Source organism: Paenibacillus methanolicus, from assembly GCF_008124765.1.
Classification (GTDB): Bacteria; Bacillota; Bacilli; order Paenibacillales; family Paenibacillaceae; genus Paenibacillus_Z; species Paenibacillus_Z methanolicus.
The window spans coordinates 124,954-141,155 of sequence record NZ_VNHS01000006.1 but is presented as its reverse complement, the minus strand read 5'-3'; the positions used below and the strand labels follow the sequence as shown (position 1 = coordinate 141,155).

General features: G+C 56.7%; 15 protein-coding genes. All 15 read left to right on the top strand.

The window, feature by feature from the left end:
• The first annotated feature begins 2 nt into the window (after positions 1-2).
• Positions 3-2,663, top strand: coding sequence for a valine--tRNA ligase (locus BCM02_RS16885; protein ID WP_148930294.1), 2,661 nt, complete (start codon positions 3-5; stop codon positions 2,661-2,663).
• Positions 2,664-2,718: 55 nt separating this feature from the next.
• Positions 2,719-4,095 (top strand): bifunctional folylpolyglutamate synthase/dihydrofolate synthase, encoded by a 1,377-nt coding sequence (locus BCM02_RS16880; RefSeq protein ID WP_148930293.1) that lies wholly within the window; start codon positions 2,719-2,721, stop codon positions 4,093-4,095.
• A 7-nt stretch (positions 4,096-4,102) separates the two neighbouring features.
• Positions 4,103-5,506, top strand: a complete 1,404-nt coding sequence (murC, locus tag BCM02_RS16875; RefSeq protein WP_148930292.1) for a UDP-N-acetylmuramate--L-alanine ligase — start codon at positions 4,103-4,105, stop codon at positions 5,504-5,506.
• A gap of 204 nt (positions 5,507-5,710) precedes the next feature.
• The gene (locus BCM02_RS16870) at positions 5,711-7,159 is read left to right on the top strand and encodes an SPOR domain-containing protein (RefSeq protein WP_148930291.1); all 1,449 of its coding nucleotides are present in this window, start codon (positions 5,711-5,713) and stop codon (positions 7,157-7,159) included.
• 60 nt (positions 7,160-7,219) lie between these two features.
• Entirely contained in the window at positions 7,220-7,462 is a 243-nt protein-coding gene (locus BCM02_RS16865; protein ID WP_148930290.1) for a DUF4321 domain-containing protein, read from the top strand.
• A gap of 43 nt (positions 7,463-7,505) precedes the next feature.
• Positions 7,506-8,138: a Maf family protein gene (locus tag BCM02_RS16860; RefSeq protein WP_148930289.1), complete on the top strand. Its 633-nt coding sequence runs from the start codon at positions 7,506-7,508 to the stop codon at positions 8,136-8,138.
• A gap of 35 nt (positions 8,139-8,173) precedes the next feature.
• Positions 8,174-8,863, top strand: a complete 690-nt coding sequence (gene radC / locus BCM02_RS16855) for a RadC family protein (protein ID WP_148930288.1) — start codon at positions 8,174-8,176, stop codon at positions 8,861-8,863.
• A 44-nt stretch (positions 8,864-8,907) separates the two neighbouring features.
• Positions 8,908-9,939 (top strand): rod shape-determining protein, encoded by a 1,032-nt coding sequence (locus tag BCM02_RS16850; RefSeq protein ID WP_148930287.1) that lies wholly within the window; start codon positions 8,908-8,910, stop codon positions 9,937-9,939.
• 75 nt (positions 9,940-10,014) lie between these two features.
• Positions 10,015-10,878, top strand: coding sequence for a rod shape-determining protein MreC (gene mreC, locus BCM02_RS16845; protein ID WP_148930286.1), 864 nt, complete (start codon positions 10,015-10,017; stop codon positions 10,876-10,878).
• Positions 10,875-11,399: a rod shape-determining protein MreD gene (gene mreD / locus BCM02_RS16840; RefSeq protein ID WP_148930285.1), complete on the top strand. Its 525-nt coding sequence runs from the start codon at positions 10,875-10,877 to the stop codon at positions 11,397-11,399. Before mreC ends, mreD begins: the two co-directional genes overlap by 4 nt.
• 69 nt (positions 11,400-11,468) lie before the next feature.
• Entirely contained in the window at positions 11,469-12,128 is a 660-nt protein-coding gene (gene minC / locus BCM02_RS16835; RefSeq protein WP_148930284.1) for a septum site-determining protein MinC, read from the top strand.
• A gap of 65 nt (positions 12,129-12,193) precedes the next feature.
• Entirely contained in the window at positions 12,194-12,985 is a 792-nt protein-coding gene (gene minD, locus BCM02_RS16830) for a septum site-determining protein MinD (protein WP_148930283.1), read from the top strand.
• Positions 12,986-12,991: 6 nt separating this feature from the next.
• Positions 12,992-14,164: an FtsW/RodA/SpoVE family cell cycle protein gene (locus BCM02_RS16825; RefSeq protein ID WP_148930282.1), complete on the top strand. Its 1,173-nt coding sequence runs from the start codon at positions 12,992-12,994 to the stop codon at positions 14,162-14,164.
• A 187-nt stretch (positions 14,165-14,351) separates the two neighbouring features.
• Positions 14,352-15,293 (top strand): M23 family metallopeptidase, encoded by a 942-nt coding sequence (locus BCM02_RS16820; protein ID WP_148930281.1) that lies wholly within the window; start codon positions 14,352-14,354, stop codon positions 15,291-15,293.
• Positions 15,286-16,170: a site-2 protease family protein gene (locus BCM02_RS16815; RefSeq protein ID WP_148930280.1), complete on the top strand. Its 885-nt coding sequence runs from the start codon at positions 15,286-15,288 to the stop codon at positions 16,168-16,170. The genes BCM02_RS16820 and BCM02_RS16815 overlap by 8 nt, the downstream gene beginning before the upstream one ends.
• Positions 16,171-16,202: the final 32 nt, after the last annotated feature.

Sequence of the window (16,202 nt, the reverse complement as noted above, 5' to 3'; positions counted from 1 at the left end):
TTATGTCTGACAAAGCAACGGGCACATCGATGCCGACGACCTATGATCCGAAGTCGGCCGAAGCGAAGTGGTACGATTTTTGGATGAAGGGTAATTTCTTCGAAGCGGGCAAAAGACCGGACGCGCCGGCGTACACGATCGTCATACCGCCGCCGAACGTAACCGGGATGCTGCATATCGGCCACGCGCTGGACTGCACGCTGCAGGATATTTTGATCCGAACGAAGCGCATGCAGGGTTATGACGCGCTCTGGCTGCCAGGCAGCGACCACGCGGGCATCGCCACGCAGACGAAGGTGGAGCAGAAGCTGCGGGAGGACGGCGTGTCCCGTTACGATCTGGGCCGCGAGAAGTTCCTGGAACGCGTCTGGGAGTGGAAGGAACTATACAACGACAAGATCCATGCGCAATGGGCGAAGATGGGATTCTCGCTGGACTATTCCCGCGAGCGTTTCACGCTCGACGAAGGGCTGTCGAAAGCGGTTCGCGAAGTATTCGTCCAACTATATGACAAGGGATTGATCTACCGCGGCAAGAAAATCATCAACTGGGATCCGGCCGCGCGCACCGCGCTATCGGATATCGAGGTTGAATATAAAGAAGTGAACGGCAGCCTCTATCATCTTCAATATCCGCTTAAAGACGGAGGCGGTTACCTGACGGTCGCCACGACCCGTCCGGAGACGATGCTGGGCGATACGGCGGTAGCGGTGCATCCGGAAGATGAGCGCTACAAGCATTTGATCGGCCAAATGCTCGTGCTGCCGATCGTCGGACGCGAAATTCCGATTATCGGCGACGAATATGTCGAGAAGGATTTCGGCTCGGGCGCGGTCAAGATCACGCCGGCTCATGACCCGAACGACTTCGAGGTTGGACTGCGTCATCACCTTCCGCAGATCGTCGTCATGGACGAGAGTGGCATTATGAACGATGAAGCAGGGCCGTACAACGGCATGGACCGGGCCGATTGCCGCAAGCAAATCGTGGCTGATCTAAAGGCGCAGGGGGTCTGTACCAAGATCGAGGAGCATGTGCATCAGGTGGGTCACAGCGAGCGCAGCGGCGCCGTTGTCGAGCCGTACTTGTCCACGCAGTGGTTCGTCGCGATGAAGCCGCTCGCGGATCGGGCCATTGAAGCGCAGCGTACGGACAAAGGCGCGAACTTCGTGCCGGATCGTTTCGGACGCAGTTACCTGCAGTGGATGGAGAACGTGCGGGACTGGTGTATCTCCCGTCAGCTGTGGTGGGGACATCGGATCCCGGCATGGTACTGCGACTCCTGCGGCGAAATGCATGTGTCCCGCGAAGATTTGACGGTCTGCGGCAAATGCGGCGGTTCGAATCTGCGTCAGGACGAAGACGTGCTGGATACGTGGTTCAGCTCGGCGCTGTGGCCGTTCTCCACGCTCGGCTGGCCGGAACTAACCGCGGATTTGAAGCGTTACTATCCGACGTCGGTGCTCGTGACGGGTTACGACATCATCCCGTTCTGGGTGTCTCGCATGATATTCCAAGGACTCGAATTTACCGGCGAAATGCCGTTTAAGGACGTCTTGATTCACGGTCTCGTTCGCGACGAGCAAGGCCGCAAAATGTCTAAATCGCTCGGCAACGGCGTCGATCCGTTCGACGTTATCGAGAAATATGGCGCGGATGCAATGCGCTTTATGCTGGCGACCGGCAGCACGCCGGGTCAAGATCTGCGCTTCCGCTGGGAGCGGGTCGAGCAGGCTCGCAACTTCGCGAACAAGATTTGGAACGCGTCTCGCTTCGCGCTGATGAACTTGGAAGGCGTGGCGGCAGCCGACATCGACATTACCGTGAAGCTCGGCACGGCGGACAAATGGATTTTGCATCGTCTGAACGAGACGTCCCGCGAAGTGACTCGCCTGATCGATAGCTACGAATTCGGCGAGACGGGCCGCCAGCTGTACAATTTCATTTGGGATGATCTGTGCGACTGGTATATCGAGTTCGCGAAGCTGAATCTATACGGCGCCGACGAAGAGGCCAGACGCGCGACGCAATCGGTGCTGGCTTATGTATTGGACCGCACGCAACGCCTCATCCATCCGTTCATGCCGTTCATCTCCGAGGAAATCTGGCAGCATCTGCCGCATGAAGGCGAATCGATTACGGTCGCTGCTTGGCCGACGTACGACGAAGCGCTGGAAGCGCCGGAAGCCGTTCGGGAGATGGAGCTGCTGATGGAGCTGATCCGCGCCGTACGCAACATTCGCGCCGAAGTGAACGTGCCGATGAGCAAGAAGATCGAGCTGATGATCAAGCCGAAGAGCGAGGCGGAAGCCGCGATTCTCGGAAGGAACGAAGAATTCGTCGGCCGTTTCTGCGGCACGTCGAAACTGGCGATCGATCTTGCCTTAAGCGCGCCGGATAAAGCGATGACCGCGGTCGTCACGGGCGCGGAGCTGTACTTCCCGCTTGCGGGTCTGATCGATATTTCGCAGGAAATCGCCCGTCTGGAGAAAGAAATCCAGTCGCTGAACGCCGAAGTCGAGCGCGTCGAGAAGAAGCTCGCCAACGAAGGCTTCGTGGCGAAGGCGCCGGCTAAAGTCATCGAAGAAGAGAAGGCGAAGATGGCCGATTACGCGGAGAAGCGCGGCGTCGTCCAGGCGCGTCTGGATGAACTGCGCGCGTAAGCGCGCACCGTCAGACGCCCGACGTTCGAATCGAGAGCAGGAAGAAGGATAAGCGATGAGTAATCAAGAGATGCAATTCGCCGAAGGAGCACTCGCCTCCTATGAGGAGGCTCGGGACTGGATCGAAGGATTGGTGGCGTTCGGGATCCGTCCAGGGCTGGAGCGCATCGAACGCATGATGGACGCGTTCGGCAACCCGCATCGGCGGCTTAAATTCATACATGTCGCGGGCACGAACGGCAAAGGATCGGTTTGCTCGTATTTAACAAGCGTCCTGCGGCAAAGCGGGTACGACGTGGGGACGTTCACGTCTCCTTATATCACGAAGTTCACGAACCGATTCCAATATAACGGCGTCGATATTCCGGAAGAGACGCTGCTGGAGCTGGCCAATAAGCTGAAACCGCAGGTGGAAGCGATCGCCGCGACCGAACTGGGTTCGCCCTCGATGTTCGAGGTGGCGACGGCGCTCGCGATTCTGTATTACGGTACCGTCGCCTATCCGGATTACATCGTCTGGGAGACGGGACTTGGCGGAAGACTCGACGTGACGAATATCGTCGTGCCGGTCGTATCCGTCATCACGAACGTCGGCCATGACCATATGGATATTCTTGGCGACACGTTAACGGATGTTGCGCGGGAGAAGGCGGGTATAATCAAGCCTGGCGTGCCGGTTATCTCGGCCGTCGGTCAACCGGAAGCGGTTGAAGTCGTCCGAGAGACGGTCAAGGCCCGCAACAGCACGCTTTATCTGCTTGGCGAACAGTTCCATGAGCGTAACGGGCATGCGGCGGACGACGAGCAGTCGTTCCGGTTCGAAGGCCCGTTCCGCGCGATCGACCAGCTGGCGATTACGCTGCGGGGCGCGCATCAGCGGACGAACGCGGCGGTCGCCGTCATGGCGCTGGAAGTGCTACGTCAGTACTATGCGCTGATCGTGGAGGACGAGGACTTGCGGGAAGGTCTCCATAAGGCGGCGTGGCCGGGAAGGCTCGAGCTCGTGCAGCAATCGCCGAGACTGCTGCTGGACGGCGCGCATAATCCGGAGGGGGCCGAAGCGCTGGGGGACGCGCTTAAGAGCGGATATGCGAATGATCGGCTGCATTTGATGATGGGCATGATGGCAAATAAGAATCATCGTGACACCTTGCGGCATATACTACCTCTAGTGGATACGCTTGTCGTGACCGAGCCTGATTTTCGCAAAGCGATGCCTGCACAGGAGCTGGCTGAGCTCGCGCAGCGGTTGAAGGAAGAGAACGGTTATACGTTCGAACTGATCATCGAACCGGACTGGAAGGCCGCGCTGGAACGGCTTCAATCCGTGACGGGCGATTCCGACCTCGCGGTGGTCACCGGAACGCTTTACCTGATAGCCGATGTCCGTTCCCGGCTGCTCTACAATATGGAATCTGAAAAAGGTTGGTGAACCGTCTTTGAATACGGCAGAACACGTACATTTCATCGGTATCGGCGGTTACGGCATGAGCGCCATCGCGCGGGTCATGCTGGAAATGGGGTACAAGGTTACCGGCTCCGACGTAGCGAGAGCGGAACTAACGGAGAAGCTGGCAGCCAAGGGCGCGAGCATTTATATCGGTCATGAAGCGGAGCATGTGAAAGGCGCGGATCTGGTCGTCTATTCGACCGCCCTCTCGCGCGACAACGTGGAACGCAAAGCGGCGGAAGACCTGAACATTCCGATTCTTCACCGGGCGCAAATGCTGGCCAGGCTGATGAACAACGGCAAAGGAGTGGCGGTCGCCGGCGCGCACGGCAAGACGACGACGTCTTCCATGATCGCGCTCGTGATGGAGAACTGCAAATTGGACCCTACCTATATCATCGGCGGTGAAATCGTCAACGTCGGCACGAACGCAAAGGCGGGCAAAGGCGATTATGTGGTCGCGGAAGCGGATGAGAGCGACGGTTCTTTCCTTCAATATCATCCCGCGGTCGCGATCGTGACGAACATCGAGCCGGATCACCTGGAGAATTACGACGGCGATTTCGGCAAGTTGAAGGCGGCTTATGTTCAGTTCCTAACTCAAGTGAAGCCGGATGGCCAGGCGATCGTCTGTCTGGATGACGAGACGATCCAGGAACTGCTTCCTCAATTCGAGAGCGGGACGCTTGGCAAGAGCGGACTGCTTACTTACGCGATCGACCGGACGGACGCGCTGTATACGGCATCCAATTTGACGCTAGGCGACCGGAAGGTGTCCTTCGACATGAGCCATAACGGCGAATTGCTAGGTACCATTCGTCTATCTGTCCCCGGACGCCATAACGTGTATAACGCCATGGCAACCATCATTACCTGTCTGGAAGCGGGCGTGCCGTTCGCTCAGATCGCGGAGGCGATCGTGGAGTTCCGCGGGGCGAAGCGCAGGTTCCAGGTGCTTGGCGAAGTGAACGATATCCTCGTCATCGACGACTACGCGCACCATCCGACGGAAATCCAAGCGACGATCAGCGCAGCCAAGGCGACGGGTAAACGGATTATCGCCGTATTCCAACCACAGCGCTATACGCGCACGTATTTCCTGCTGGAGCAATTCAGCCGCGCGTTTCCGGAGGCGGACGAGGTCATCATCACCGATATATACTCGCCGGCGGGCGAGAAGCAGATCGAAGGCGTGACCTCGCAGAAGCTCGTTGAGCTGATTTTGAAGAACAGCAATGCGAATACGTCGTACATCCCGACCAAGGAAGAAGTTCAGCGCGTGCTTGCGGAACGGATTAAGCCGGGCGATCTCGTCATTACGATGGGGGCCGGGGATATCTGGAAAGCAGCCGATGGCTTAGCCAAACAGCTTCGCGCCCAATACGGCGCATAATGAAAACCGGTTCAGTTCGCTTAGGCGGACGGACCGGTTTTTTTGCGCGCGAAGACGTTCTTGCAAAACGAAACAAGCGCGTCCCTCGTTATAAGGTATGCGGCACGATTTTAGCATACGGGCGAAGGACGAACGGTACGGTTCTAAATCTCTTAAATTCCCCATACTCTAGCAATAGAAGAACGTGGACAAGGAGAGAGGAACATGAATACGAAAGCACGCATCACGTACCGATTCGACAAAGATCACGGAGCGCTCCAGCAGCGCCAGCCGCTGCCGACGGAAACCCCTCCGCCGACCGTAGTGCCGTTCTTTCAGGAAGAAATATCGTTTACACAGCCGCAAGCGGAATGGAAAAGTCCGTTTCAAGATGATGCTTCCGCGCTAGAGCAGCTGATCCGAGATGCGGATAAACCGGCTCCGAAGCGAGCGATTCATCGGCCGAGCATGAAGACCGAAGCGTATGACGCAGAATCGAGTCCACTTCATCCTTCGGCGTATTCGAACGAGTCGGATTTGCCATTAGAGCTGCATGATCAACTCGATGCGGGCTCGATGACCATAGAGCTAGGGGACGAGCAGGACGAGCAGGACGAGCATCTTGTCGAAGCAATTCCGGACAAGACGGACGATAAATTGCCGGCGGCTTCGAATGTAATAGAGGTTCCGGATGGACCGTTCATTGATCCTCGCTTATTACTGGAGGACGAGAAGCGGCGCAGCGCCTTCACGGCGACGCGGGCAACCGTATATCGTTCGAATCAGGGTCCCTCTTGGCTGAAAGTGTTCGCTTCGGTAGCCGGAGCGATCGCAACCGGAGCGTTGTTCGGTTACATGGCGTTGTCCCTCTTCACGGGCGGCGAGCCGGCCGCGCCTGCGGAGGCGCCGTCACAGACGCAGCAAACCGGGCAATCGAGCTTAGGAGACGCGGCAGCGGATCAGCAGGCGAATACTCCGTCGACATCCAAAGCTGGTTCGGGAAGCACGGCTGGCAACGCGAGCGGCGGGATTGCGGGAGAAACCGCCAAGACTGGCAAGCTGACCGCGCTGGAAGTGCCGTCTGCCACGTACATGATGCTGCAGTTTGGCGTATTCAGCGGCAAGGAAGGCATGGAGGCGGCCGTATCGGAGCTGAAAGGCAAAGGGTTGGCGGCCGCTGCGGTAGCGACGGGCAAAGATTACCGCGTTTATGCCGGCATGTCGGGCGATCGCGGCCAGGCCGAAGCGCTGCAAGCAGTGCTGCCGGATCTACAGCTGTATGTCAAGCCGATTGAAGTTCCGGCCCTAACGCAGCTTCCTTTTAAAGGCAAAGCGGAGGCGGCGCAAACATTCTTCGCGCTGCAAACCGATCTGCTGGAACAGCTTGATCGATATGCGTCGGGCAAGTTGGAAGGCGCCGAAGCGGACGGGGGCGCGTGGAGAGTCTCCTACGAGAAATGGGCGAAAGCCGTACCCGGCATAGAAGCATCGCTCACGGATCAGATGGGACAAACCGCGATGAAAGAACTGAAAAAAGCGCTCTCCCAAGCGGCATCCGCGGCTAGTAATTACGATAGCCGGCAGGACGAAAAGCAGCTGTGGGCGGTTCAATCGTCGCTCATGGACGCGGTCTTCATCCTTCAAGCTTGGTTTGCGTCCACGAATGCATTGTAAGCGGTAGGTTCATCGCGTATAATGGTGGGTGTGTCAAATTATGGCGAGGGACGTAAGAAGATGAAGAAAAATATATGGATGTTCCTGTTGTTTATCTTGATTGGACTGCTGACCGGCGCACTCGTCTCGCGGTGGCTGCAAGCTGTGCCCGGACTCGACTTTCTGACGAAATCCTATCCGATTACATGGTCGCCGGCGGCCGACCTGCTTATTCTTAGTTATGATTTAACGATTAAGTTAGATGTTAGTCTCATCAGCATTATCGGACTTATTGCGTCGATTTGGTTATACCGGAAAATGTAGGGAAGCATAATGAATATACAGCTGTCCAAGGAGTGCTTGATAGATGGTCGCGTACGATCACACGAATGATACAGCCGTAAGCCGGCTTGTGCTGGCGTCTTCTTCACCGCGCCGGCGGGAACTGGTCGCATCTCTCGACCTCTCCCTGCCGGTTCTCATTTTGTCGCCCGATACGGATGAATCAACGCCGGCTTCCTGGACGCCCGTGCAGATCGTCGAACAGCTTGCGCTGCGCAAAGCGAGCGCGGCCCGATCCCTGCTGGCGAAGGACGAGGACCGGAACGCCGTTATTGTCGGCGCCGATACGATCGTCGTGCTGAACGGAGAGGTCATGGGCAAGCCGAAGGACGAAGACGATGCTTATCGGATGTTGAATCTACTCCAGTCGCGGGAGCATGAAGTTTATTCGGGCGTCGCTTGCGTGCATGCCGAGGACGAATCGCGCGAGGCTGTCGCGCATCGGATGACGCGGGTTCGCATGAAGCCGCTCGAGGCGGATCGCATTCGCAGGTATATCGCAAGCGGCGAACCGATGGACAAGGCGGGCAGCTACGCCATACAAGGGCTAGGCGCAACGTTAGTCGAGCGGATCGACGGCTGTTATTTCAACGTGGTAGGTTTGCCGCTGTCGTTGCTGTCGGATATGCTGGCCGAATTCGGCATCGAGGTATTCTAGCGCGGACAAGCATTTCACTGAAGGTGGGAGAGGACATGGAAGCGCATAGCTACGTGCTGCGCGATGTCCCCAGCGAAGAACGGCCTAGAGAGCGCATGATGACGGTTGGGGCAGAAGCATTGAGCCATGCGGAATTGCTGGCGATATTGCTGCGAACGGGAACGAAACGGGAGTCGGCCGTGCTGCTGGCGGCTCGTATCTTGAAGGAATGCGGCAACCTGCGGGGGCTTGTCGATATGACGGTCGAAGAACTCACCGCGATACGGGGCATCGGGCCGGCGAAGGCGGTGCAACTGTTGGCCGGCATCGAGCTTGGCCGACGGCTGGCGAAGAGCCGCCAGAGCGATATGCCGGTAATCCGCAAGCCGCAGGACGCCGCCGATCTGGTCATGGACGAGATGCGGTATTTGAAGAAAGAACATTTCGTATGTCTCTTCCTGAATACGAAGAACCAGGTGATCGTGAAGGAAACGCTGTCGGTCGGCACGCTGAACGCGTCGCTCGTCCATCCCCGCGAAGTGTTTCGCGCGGCGATCAAGTGCAGCAGCGCATCGATTGTCTGCGTACATAACCATCCGAGCGGCGATCCGTCGCCGAGTCCCGAGGATATCGTGTTAACGCGCCGATTGAAGGAAGCGGGCGAGCTTGTCGGCATCGACGTGCTCGATCACCTGGTTATCGGAGACAACCGCTTCGTTAGTTTGAAGGAGCAGGGTTTGATGTAATATAATAAGAATGATTGTCTGTCTATAGAAAGGAAGAGTTGATTATGTTTGGTGGCTCCAAAGATCTCGGGATTGACTTGGGTACGGCGAATACGCTCGTATACGTAAGAGGAAAAGGCATTGTCGTCAGAGAACCATCCGTGGTTGCGCTGCGTACGGATACAAAAACGATCGAAGCGGTAGGCGAATCCGCCAAGAAGATGATTGGCCGCACGCCGGGTAACATTCGCGCGGTGCGTCCGATGAAAGACGGCGTTATCGCCGACTTCGAGACAACCGCGACGATGATCAAATATTTCATCCGCCAGGCGCAGAAATCGCGCTCGGTATTCCCGCGCCATCCGAACGTCATGGTATGCGTACCGTCGGGCATTACGGCCGTGGAGCAGCGCGCGGTGAAGGACGCGACGGAGCAAGCCGGGGCGAAAGAAGCCTTCACGATCGAAGAGCCTTTCGCGGCGGCGATCGGCGCCGACTTGCCGGTATGGGAGCCAACCGGAAGCATGGTCGTCGATATCGGCGGCGGTACGACCGAAGTAGCCGTTATTTCGCTCGGGGGCATCGTGACGAGCCGTTCGATCCGCGTCGCCGGCGACGAAATGGATGAAGCGATCATTCAATATATCAAACGGATGTACAATCTAATGATAGGCGAACGCACGGCGGAGCAGCTGAAGATGGAGATCGGTTCGGCGCTGACGTTGGATCAGCCGCATTCGATCGAAATTCGCGGGCGCGATCTGGTATCCGGCCTGCCGAAGACGCTGCCGATCTCGTCGGAGGAGATAGCCGAAGCGTTGGCGGATACGGTGAATTCCATCGTCGAAGCCGTGAAGGTGACGCTCGAGAAGTGCCCGCCAGAGCTGTCGGCCGACATTATGGACCGCGGCATCGTGCTGACGGGCGGCGGTGCGCTGCTGCGCAACTTGGACCGCCTGTTGTCTCGCGAGACGGGCATGCCGGTCATCGTTGCCGAGAACCCGCTTGATTGCGTCGCAATCGGCACGGGCCGGGCACTTGACAATATTGATTTGTTCAAGACGCGCGGAGGCCCGGTCTCCCGCTCCAAACGCTAACATCCGAGGCTAGAGCGGCTTACTGGGTGGAAGATAAGATATATGGGCGGGTGAAAAGGGAAATTGTTTAATTGGATGCGCAACAGACGAATTATCGTGTTAATGATCGTCGTCGTTCTGTTCGTGGCGGTGATGGGATTTTCGATCGGAGAGCGGAAGAAGCTGACCTGGCCCGAAAATTTCATCATGGACGCATCCGGCGCTGTGCAGCAATGGTTCTACAAGCCCGCTGGCTATATAGCGGGCTTCTTTGAAGATTTAGCGAATCTCCGCGGAATCTACGAGGAGAACGAAGAGCTGCGCAAGACGGCCGCGGCCTATGCTAGGGACAAGAGCAAGTTTAATTTAATGGAAGAGAAGATAGAACAGCTCCAAAAAGCGCTCGATTTCACCAAGCGTCAAGAAAAGATGAATGATTACGAGTATATGATCGCGCACGTTATCGCGGTCAGCAACGACCCGTATAACCAGACGATACGCATCGACTTGGGGTCGAAGGACGGCATCAAGCTGAACATGGTCGTCGTTACGACCGAGGGGCTCGTCGGATTGGTTAACCGCGTAGATCCGCTATATTCCAACGTCATGCCACTGACCGAATTGGACGAGAAATCGCCCGATACGAAGTTGATCGCCGCCACCGTGCTCGGTCATGAGAAAGACGCCTTCGGCATTATCGACGGATACAACCCGGAGACCGGCATGCTGTCGATGTCGCGGATATCCGAAAGCTACAGACCGGTCAAGGGCGACACGATTATTACGTCCGGCCTGGTAAACGTGTTCCCGCAAGGGATGGTCATCGGAACGGTCGAGTCCGCGCAGGTCGGCGATTTCGGCCTGACGTATACAGCCACGATCAAGCCTGCGGCGGATTTCGAGCACCTGACCGAGGTGCTGGTCGTGAAGGTGCCGGACATTGAGGAACTGGCCCAATGAGCATGACGCGCATCGTAATCGTTATGCTGCTGTTTTTTTACGCGGAAGGGACGATTTTTTATTGGTTGCTCCCCGACGCGTGGACGAGCCGGCTCGTTCCGCATTTTGCGCTTGCTTTTGCGCTGTATGCCGCTTTGTACAAGAATCGGTATGCGGCTCTATTCCTCGGCTTCGGTTTTGGTCTGCTGCAGGATATCGTGTTCTACAATAATATTTTGGGCGTGCACGCCTTTGCCGGCGCGGCCGTCGGCTACTTGACGGGGCTGTTGATGGAACGGAGGCGCAGCACGCTGTTGATGGCGCTCGTCGTCGTTGGATTTGCGACTTATGTTTACGATACGATCGTGTTTTTCATCTACCAGGTGTTCCGACTGAATCATATGGCCTACGATTGGGCGCTTATCAATCATATCTTGCCGAGTTTGTTCCTCCAATTCGGCTTCGCGCTTCTTATGTACATCCCGGCACGGCGCTGGTTCGAGTGGAGCGGCGCGAAGAAATCCGAGGATGAAGAAGAATAGAAGCGATGCAAGCAGGAATCGCCGCATCTTGGAAAGAATCGTATACTAGAGAGAGGGGGAGGGACGGGCGTGACCGAGAAGCAGCATATTACGATCAAAGGCGTAAAGGAAGGGCTCGTGTTCCTTCTGGATGACGCCTGCGATTTTTCCGTACTGCTAGCAGAACTTCAATATAAACTGGAAAAGTCGCATCAACAGCTGCTGACAGGTCCGATCGTTCACGTCCATGTCAAGCTAGGCGCGCGCATCGTGACGGATGAGGAGAAGGAACAGATTCGTTCGCTGATCCGAGCAAGAGGCAATCTGCTCGTGCAATCGATCGAGGGCGAAGCCCCTCAGCAGCAGGAAGTTACAACGAGCGAGAATCTCAAAATTTTGACCGGCATCGTACGTTCCGGCCAAACGATCGAGCATGACGGCAATCTGCTCTTGATGGGCGATTTAAATCCGGGCGGTTCTCTGCTGTGCACGGGGGATATCTACGTGCTGGGCGCCCTTCGCGGATTGGCCCATGCCGGCAAGGACGGTAGGAACGACGCCGTTATCGCCGCTTCCATGCTGAGACCGACCCAGCTGCGCATTGCCGACGTCATTAGCCGTCCGCCGGACGAATGGATGTCGGGCGAAGCGATGATGGAATTCGCATACTTAAACGAAGGCGTCATGCAGATCGACAAAATGACGCATTTAAACAGGCTGCGCAAGGAACCGATTCTGTTCAAGGTTTAAGTATAATACGGAAGCGGCGCGTTTCACCTTGCGGGATTGAATAAGGCAAGTGGGGAGTGTCTGTCATGGGAGAGGCAATAGTAGTGACATCAGGCAAAGGCGGCGTCGGCAAAACGACGACTTCTGCTAATTTAGGTACAGCGCTGGCTCTGCTGGGCAAGAAAGTGTGCATGGTGGATACCGATATCGGTCTCCGCAACCTTGACGTGGTCATGGGACTGGAGAACCGAATTATTTATGACCTGATTGACGTGGCGGAAGGACGCTGCAGGTTGAATCAGGCGCTAGTCAAGGACAAGCGGTTCGACGAACTGTATATGCTTCCCGCGGCGCAAACGAAGGACAAGCACGATATTTCCCCAGAGCAGGTGCGGGATATCGTGCTTGAACTGAAGAAGGAGTACGATTTCGTCATCATCGATTGCCCGGCCGGCATTGAACAGGGTTTTCGCAACGCCATCGCCGGCGCGGACAAAGCCATCATCGTCACGACGCCGGAGAATGCAGCCGTTCGCGACGCAGACCGCGTAATCGGATTGCTGGAGCAGAGCGGCATCCAAGCGCGACTGATCATCAATCGCATACGCGCGAACATGGTGCGCTCCGGCGAAATGCTCGATATCGACGAAATTTGCCAAGTGCTGGCTATCGATTTGCTCGGCATCGTGCCCGATGACGAACGTGTCATCAAAGCGGCGAATGCCGGCGAGCCGACGGTCATGGATCCTTCTTCCCGCGCCGCGATCGCCTATCGCAATATCGCTCGCCGAATACTCGGCGATATGGTGCCGCTGATGCCGCTCGAGGACAAGTCCAGCGCCTTGAAGCGGTTCAGGAAGTTTCTCGGAATGGGATGATCGGATTTGCTCGATAAATTCAAAAAAATGGACTGGGGAATCGTCCTGCTCCTTCTGGTGCTCATGGTCGTCAGCACGCTGCTCGTAAGAAGCGCGACTTATGGCGACCCCCAGTTCAAAAGCTATGACGTCAAGACGCTAATCTTTTACGGTATCGGCTTTGTGGTCATGGCTTTGGTCACATTGTTCGATTACCGCATCCTCTTGAAGATATGGGTTTACCTGTACGTGCTCGGCATTATCTTGCTCGTGGTCGTTTATTTGACGGCTCCCGAGATTAACGGCGCGAGAAGTTGGTTCCAGCTTCCGGGCGGACTGCAGTTTCAGCCGGCGGAGATGGAGAAGGTTATCTTGATTATCACGATCGCCTTCTTAATGGGACGCAGGCAGGGTGATCCGCTTCGGGTTCGGCAAGACCTGCTGCTAATCGCGGCGTTCTCGTTCGTGCCCTTCGTGCTCGTCATGATTCAGCCGGATCTCGGGAACGCGATCATTTACCTGGTCATCGTGCTCGGCATGCTCTGGATCGGGAACGTACGGTATGCGCATGTGTTGTTGGGGCTGACGATCGTAATTGGGAGCTTGGTGCTGTTCGTCTTCATGTTCAACCAGTACAACACGGAAATCAAAGATTTCCTCGTCGATAAGGAAAAGACGCACTGGTACGAACGGATTAACGGTTTCATTAACCCGGACAAGGCGTCGGACAAGGAAGTGTACCAGGCCAACAAGGCAAAAATCGCGATCGGTTCGGGCGGATTAACCGGCGACGGGTATATGAAAGGCGATTCCAAAAACCGGAAGTTTATCCCCTATCCGTATTCGGACGCGATTTTCGTCGTGGTGGGCGAGGAATTCGGCTTCCAAGGCGCCGCGATCGTCCTGTTGCTGTATTTTTTACTCATATACAGGATGATCCTCATATCCTTCCAATGTTACGACTTGCGAGGATCGTTCATCATCATCGGGATCGTATCCATGTATGTGTTCCAGATTTTCCAGAACATCGGCATGATGATCGGCTTGATGCCAATCACTGGAATTACGCTGCCCTTCATTAGTTATGGCGGTACCTCGCTGCTGCTGAATATGATGTGCATCGGGCTGGTATTTAGCGTCAAAGCCCATCAGGAAAAATTCGAGCTCGACCATGTTGCCGTTCAGCGGAAAGCCCGCTGAACGGTTTTTTTTGCGCGTACTCGAGCGACGGTTAACGAGGGCATCGTGCTTCGCGCAACCGCTGTCCGAACATATCTCGTCCAATTCGGTCATATATATGATGCGAACAAGCTTGTGCATGGCGATAGTAAGCTGCGCAGCCGTGCGGGCGACTCCGCGTATGCCGAGCTAATGGGGGGATGGAAACATGGATACGAGGAACGGCGTGAAACAACGTCGTCAAGAGCGGATACGGCGCATTATGGAACAGGAAGCGCTTGAAGCTCGGCCGACACAGCACGACGAGATCGCAAGCAGTCCATTCGACTCGCTGCCGGAGGCTGCCTGGTCGGGAAAGACCTCTAGTGCAGCCGGCGAGAAAACGTCGCAAGCGAACCTGGACCCCGAGCTTGCATGGAAGAAGCGGCCGAATCCGTGGGAATCGGAGCCTTCGTGGGGATCCTTCTCGGCGCTTAAGCCGGCGCGAGGCGGCGCGGAGGCGCAACCTCCGGCGTCCGGGGGCGGTTCTGGGCCGTTAATGCGGGCTTTTTTTATACAAAGCATGATGGCGGGCGTGCTGTTCGCGATTATATTCGCCATGTCCCAATCGGACCATCCGGCGGCCCAGCGGGGCAAGGCTATCGTAACGGCGGCGCTGACGGATACAATTGACTTCCAGGGCGCCGCCTCCTGGTATGAGCGCACGTTCGCCGGGGCGCCTTCGTTTATTCCGATTTTCCGCGCCAAAGACGGCGGAGCGGTCCAATATACGGAAGGGGCGATTCAACTGCCGGTAGTGGCGCCGATTACGGGCGGGACGATCGTGCAGTCGTTCGCCCAGACGCTGTCCGGCATCGACATTGCGGTTAAGGACGGCGGGAACGTCATCGCGTCGGAGACGGGGCGCGTCTCGCTCGTGACGGATAACGGGGAGAACGGGAAGACGGTCGTCATTCAGCACGCCAACGGACGGGAGACAATTTACGGCAAGCTCGCCGAGGCTCAAGTGGCCGAGAGCGACTGGGTGGAAGCGGGGCAGGACATCGGCACCCTGCGGGCGGCGAGCGACGACGGTACAACCTTGCTGTTTTTCGCCGTCAAGGAGAAAGGCCGGTACGTCGATCCCGTCGACGTAGTTCCGTTTGATTAAGTGGAAAGGGACCGTCTGGACCGTTCATCCGTTATTCGTGTTAATCATGCTAGCTTCGGTGGCCACGGGTTATTTTACCGAACTGCTGACGCTCTTCGCGCTCGTATTCGTCCATGAGCTCGGTCATGTGGCCGTGGCCAAAGGGTTCGGCTGGACGGTACGCGAGGTCAAGCTGCTTCCGTTCGGCGGCGTGGCGGAAGTGGAAGACGGCAGCGGCGTGCCGGCGAAGGAAGAGGCGCTCGTCGCGATAGCAGGACCGCTCCAGAACGTCTGGATGGCCGCGGCGGCTTGGGGACTGGGGCAAACCGGGCTTTGGAGCGAGGAATGGTCGCAGTACGTCATTTCGGCGAATGCGATTATCGCGCTGTTCAATTTGCTGCCCATCCTGCCGCTTGACGGCGGCAAGCTGATGAACGCGCTGCTCAGCCGAACGACGACGTTCCACCGGACGCTGCGCATCGGGGCGCGCGTAAGTCTTGCGCTTAGCGGAGCGATGGTCGTGTTCGCGATTATGCCGTGGCTGCATGGCGGTCAGAGCGGTATTCAACCAAACTTGCTCATCGTCGGCCTATTTCTACTTATGACGAACTGGACGTATAACCGTCATATCCCGTTTCTGTTTCTCCGCTTCCTGACTAGCAGGGGACTGACAGCGTCGCGTCACTTGACCAGAGGCGCTTGGGCCCTTCCGATTATCGTATCGAAGGCCCATACGATCGCCGCGGCGCTGAGATTGTTCAAACGGGACAGCTATCATCTCATCGTCGTCATGGAAGAGTCGGGACAAATTCTCGCCGTCTTACCCGAACAACGGCTCGTGAACGGTTACTTGGAGGATGGGAAGCCCGATCGTGCAGTTTTGGAGCTTTTCATGTAAAATAGGAGTAACAATGGGCATGACAGGTGGTT

Bases quoted from the DNA above. Each gene is read 5' to 3' on its own strand.
- BCM02_RS16880 (WP_148930293.1), top strand. From the start codon at position 2,719: ATGAGTAATCAAGAGATGCAATTCGCCGAAGGAGCACTCGCCTCCTAT.
- BCM02_RS16865 (WP_148930290.1), top strand. From the start codon at position 7,220: ATGAAGAAAAATATATGGATGTTCCTGTTGTTTATCTTGATTGGACTG.
- BCM02_RS16820 (WP_148930281.1), top strand. From the start codon at position 14,352: ATGGATACGAGGAACGGCGTGAAACAACGTCGTCAAGAGCGGATACGG.
- mreC (WP_148930286.1), top strand. From the start codon at position 10,015: ATGCGCAACAGACGAATTATCGTGTTAATGATCGTCGTCGTTCTGTTC.
- minD (WP_148930283.1), top strand. From the start codon at position 12,194: ATGGGAGAGGCAATAGTAGTGACATCAGGCAAAGGCGGCGTCGGCAAA.
- BCM02_RS16870 (WP_148930291.1), top strand. From the start codon at position 5,711: ATGAATACGAAAGCACGCATCACGTACCGATTCGACAAAGATCACGGA.
- BCM02_RS16850 (WP_148930287.1), top strand. From the start codon at position 8,908: ATGTTTGGTGGCTCCAAAGATCTCGGGATTGACTTGGGTACGGCGAAT.
- BCM02_RS16885 (WP_148930294.1), top strand. From the start codon at position 3: ATGTCTGACAAAGCAACGGGCACATCGATGCCGACGACCTATGATCCG.
- BCM02_RS16860 (WP_148930289.1), top strand. From the start codon at position 7,506: ATGGTCGCGTACGATCACACGAATGATACAGCCGTAAGCCGGCTTGTG.
- radC (WP_148930288.1), top strand. From the start codon at position 8,174: ATGGAAGCGCATAGCTACGTGCTGCGCGATGTCCCCAGCGAAGAACGG.
- mreD (WP_148930285.1), top strand. From the start codon at position 10,875: ATGAGCATGACGCGCATCGTAATCGTTATGCTGCTGTTTTTTTACGCG.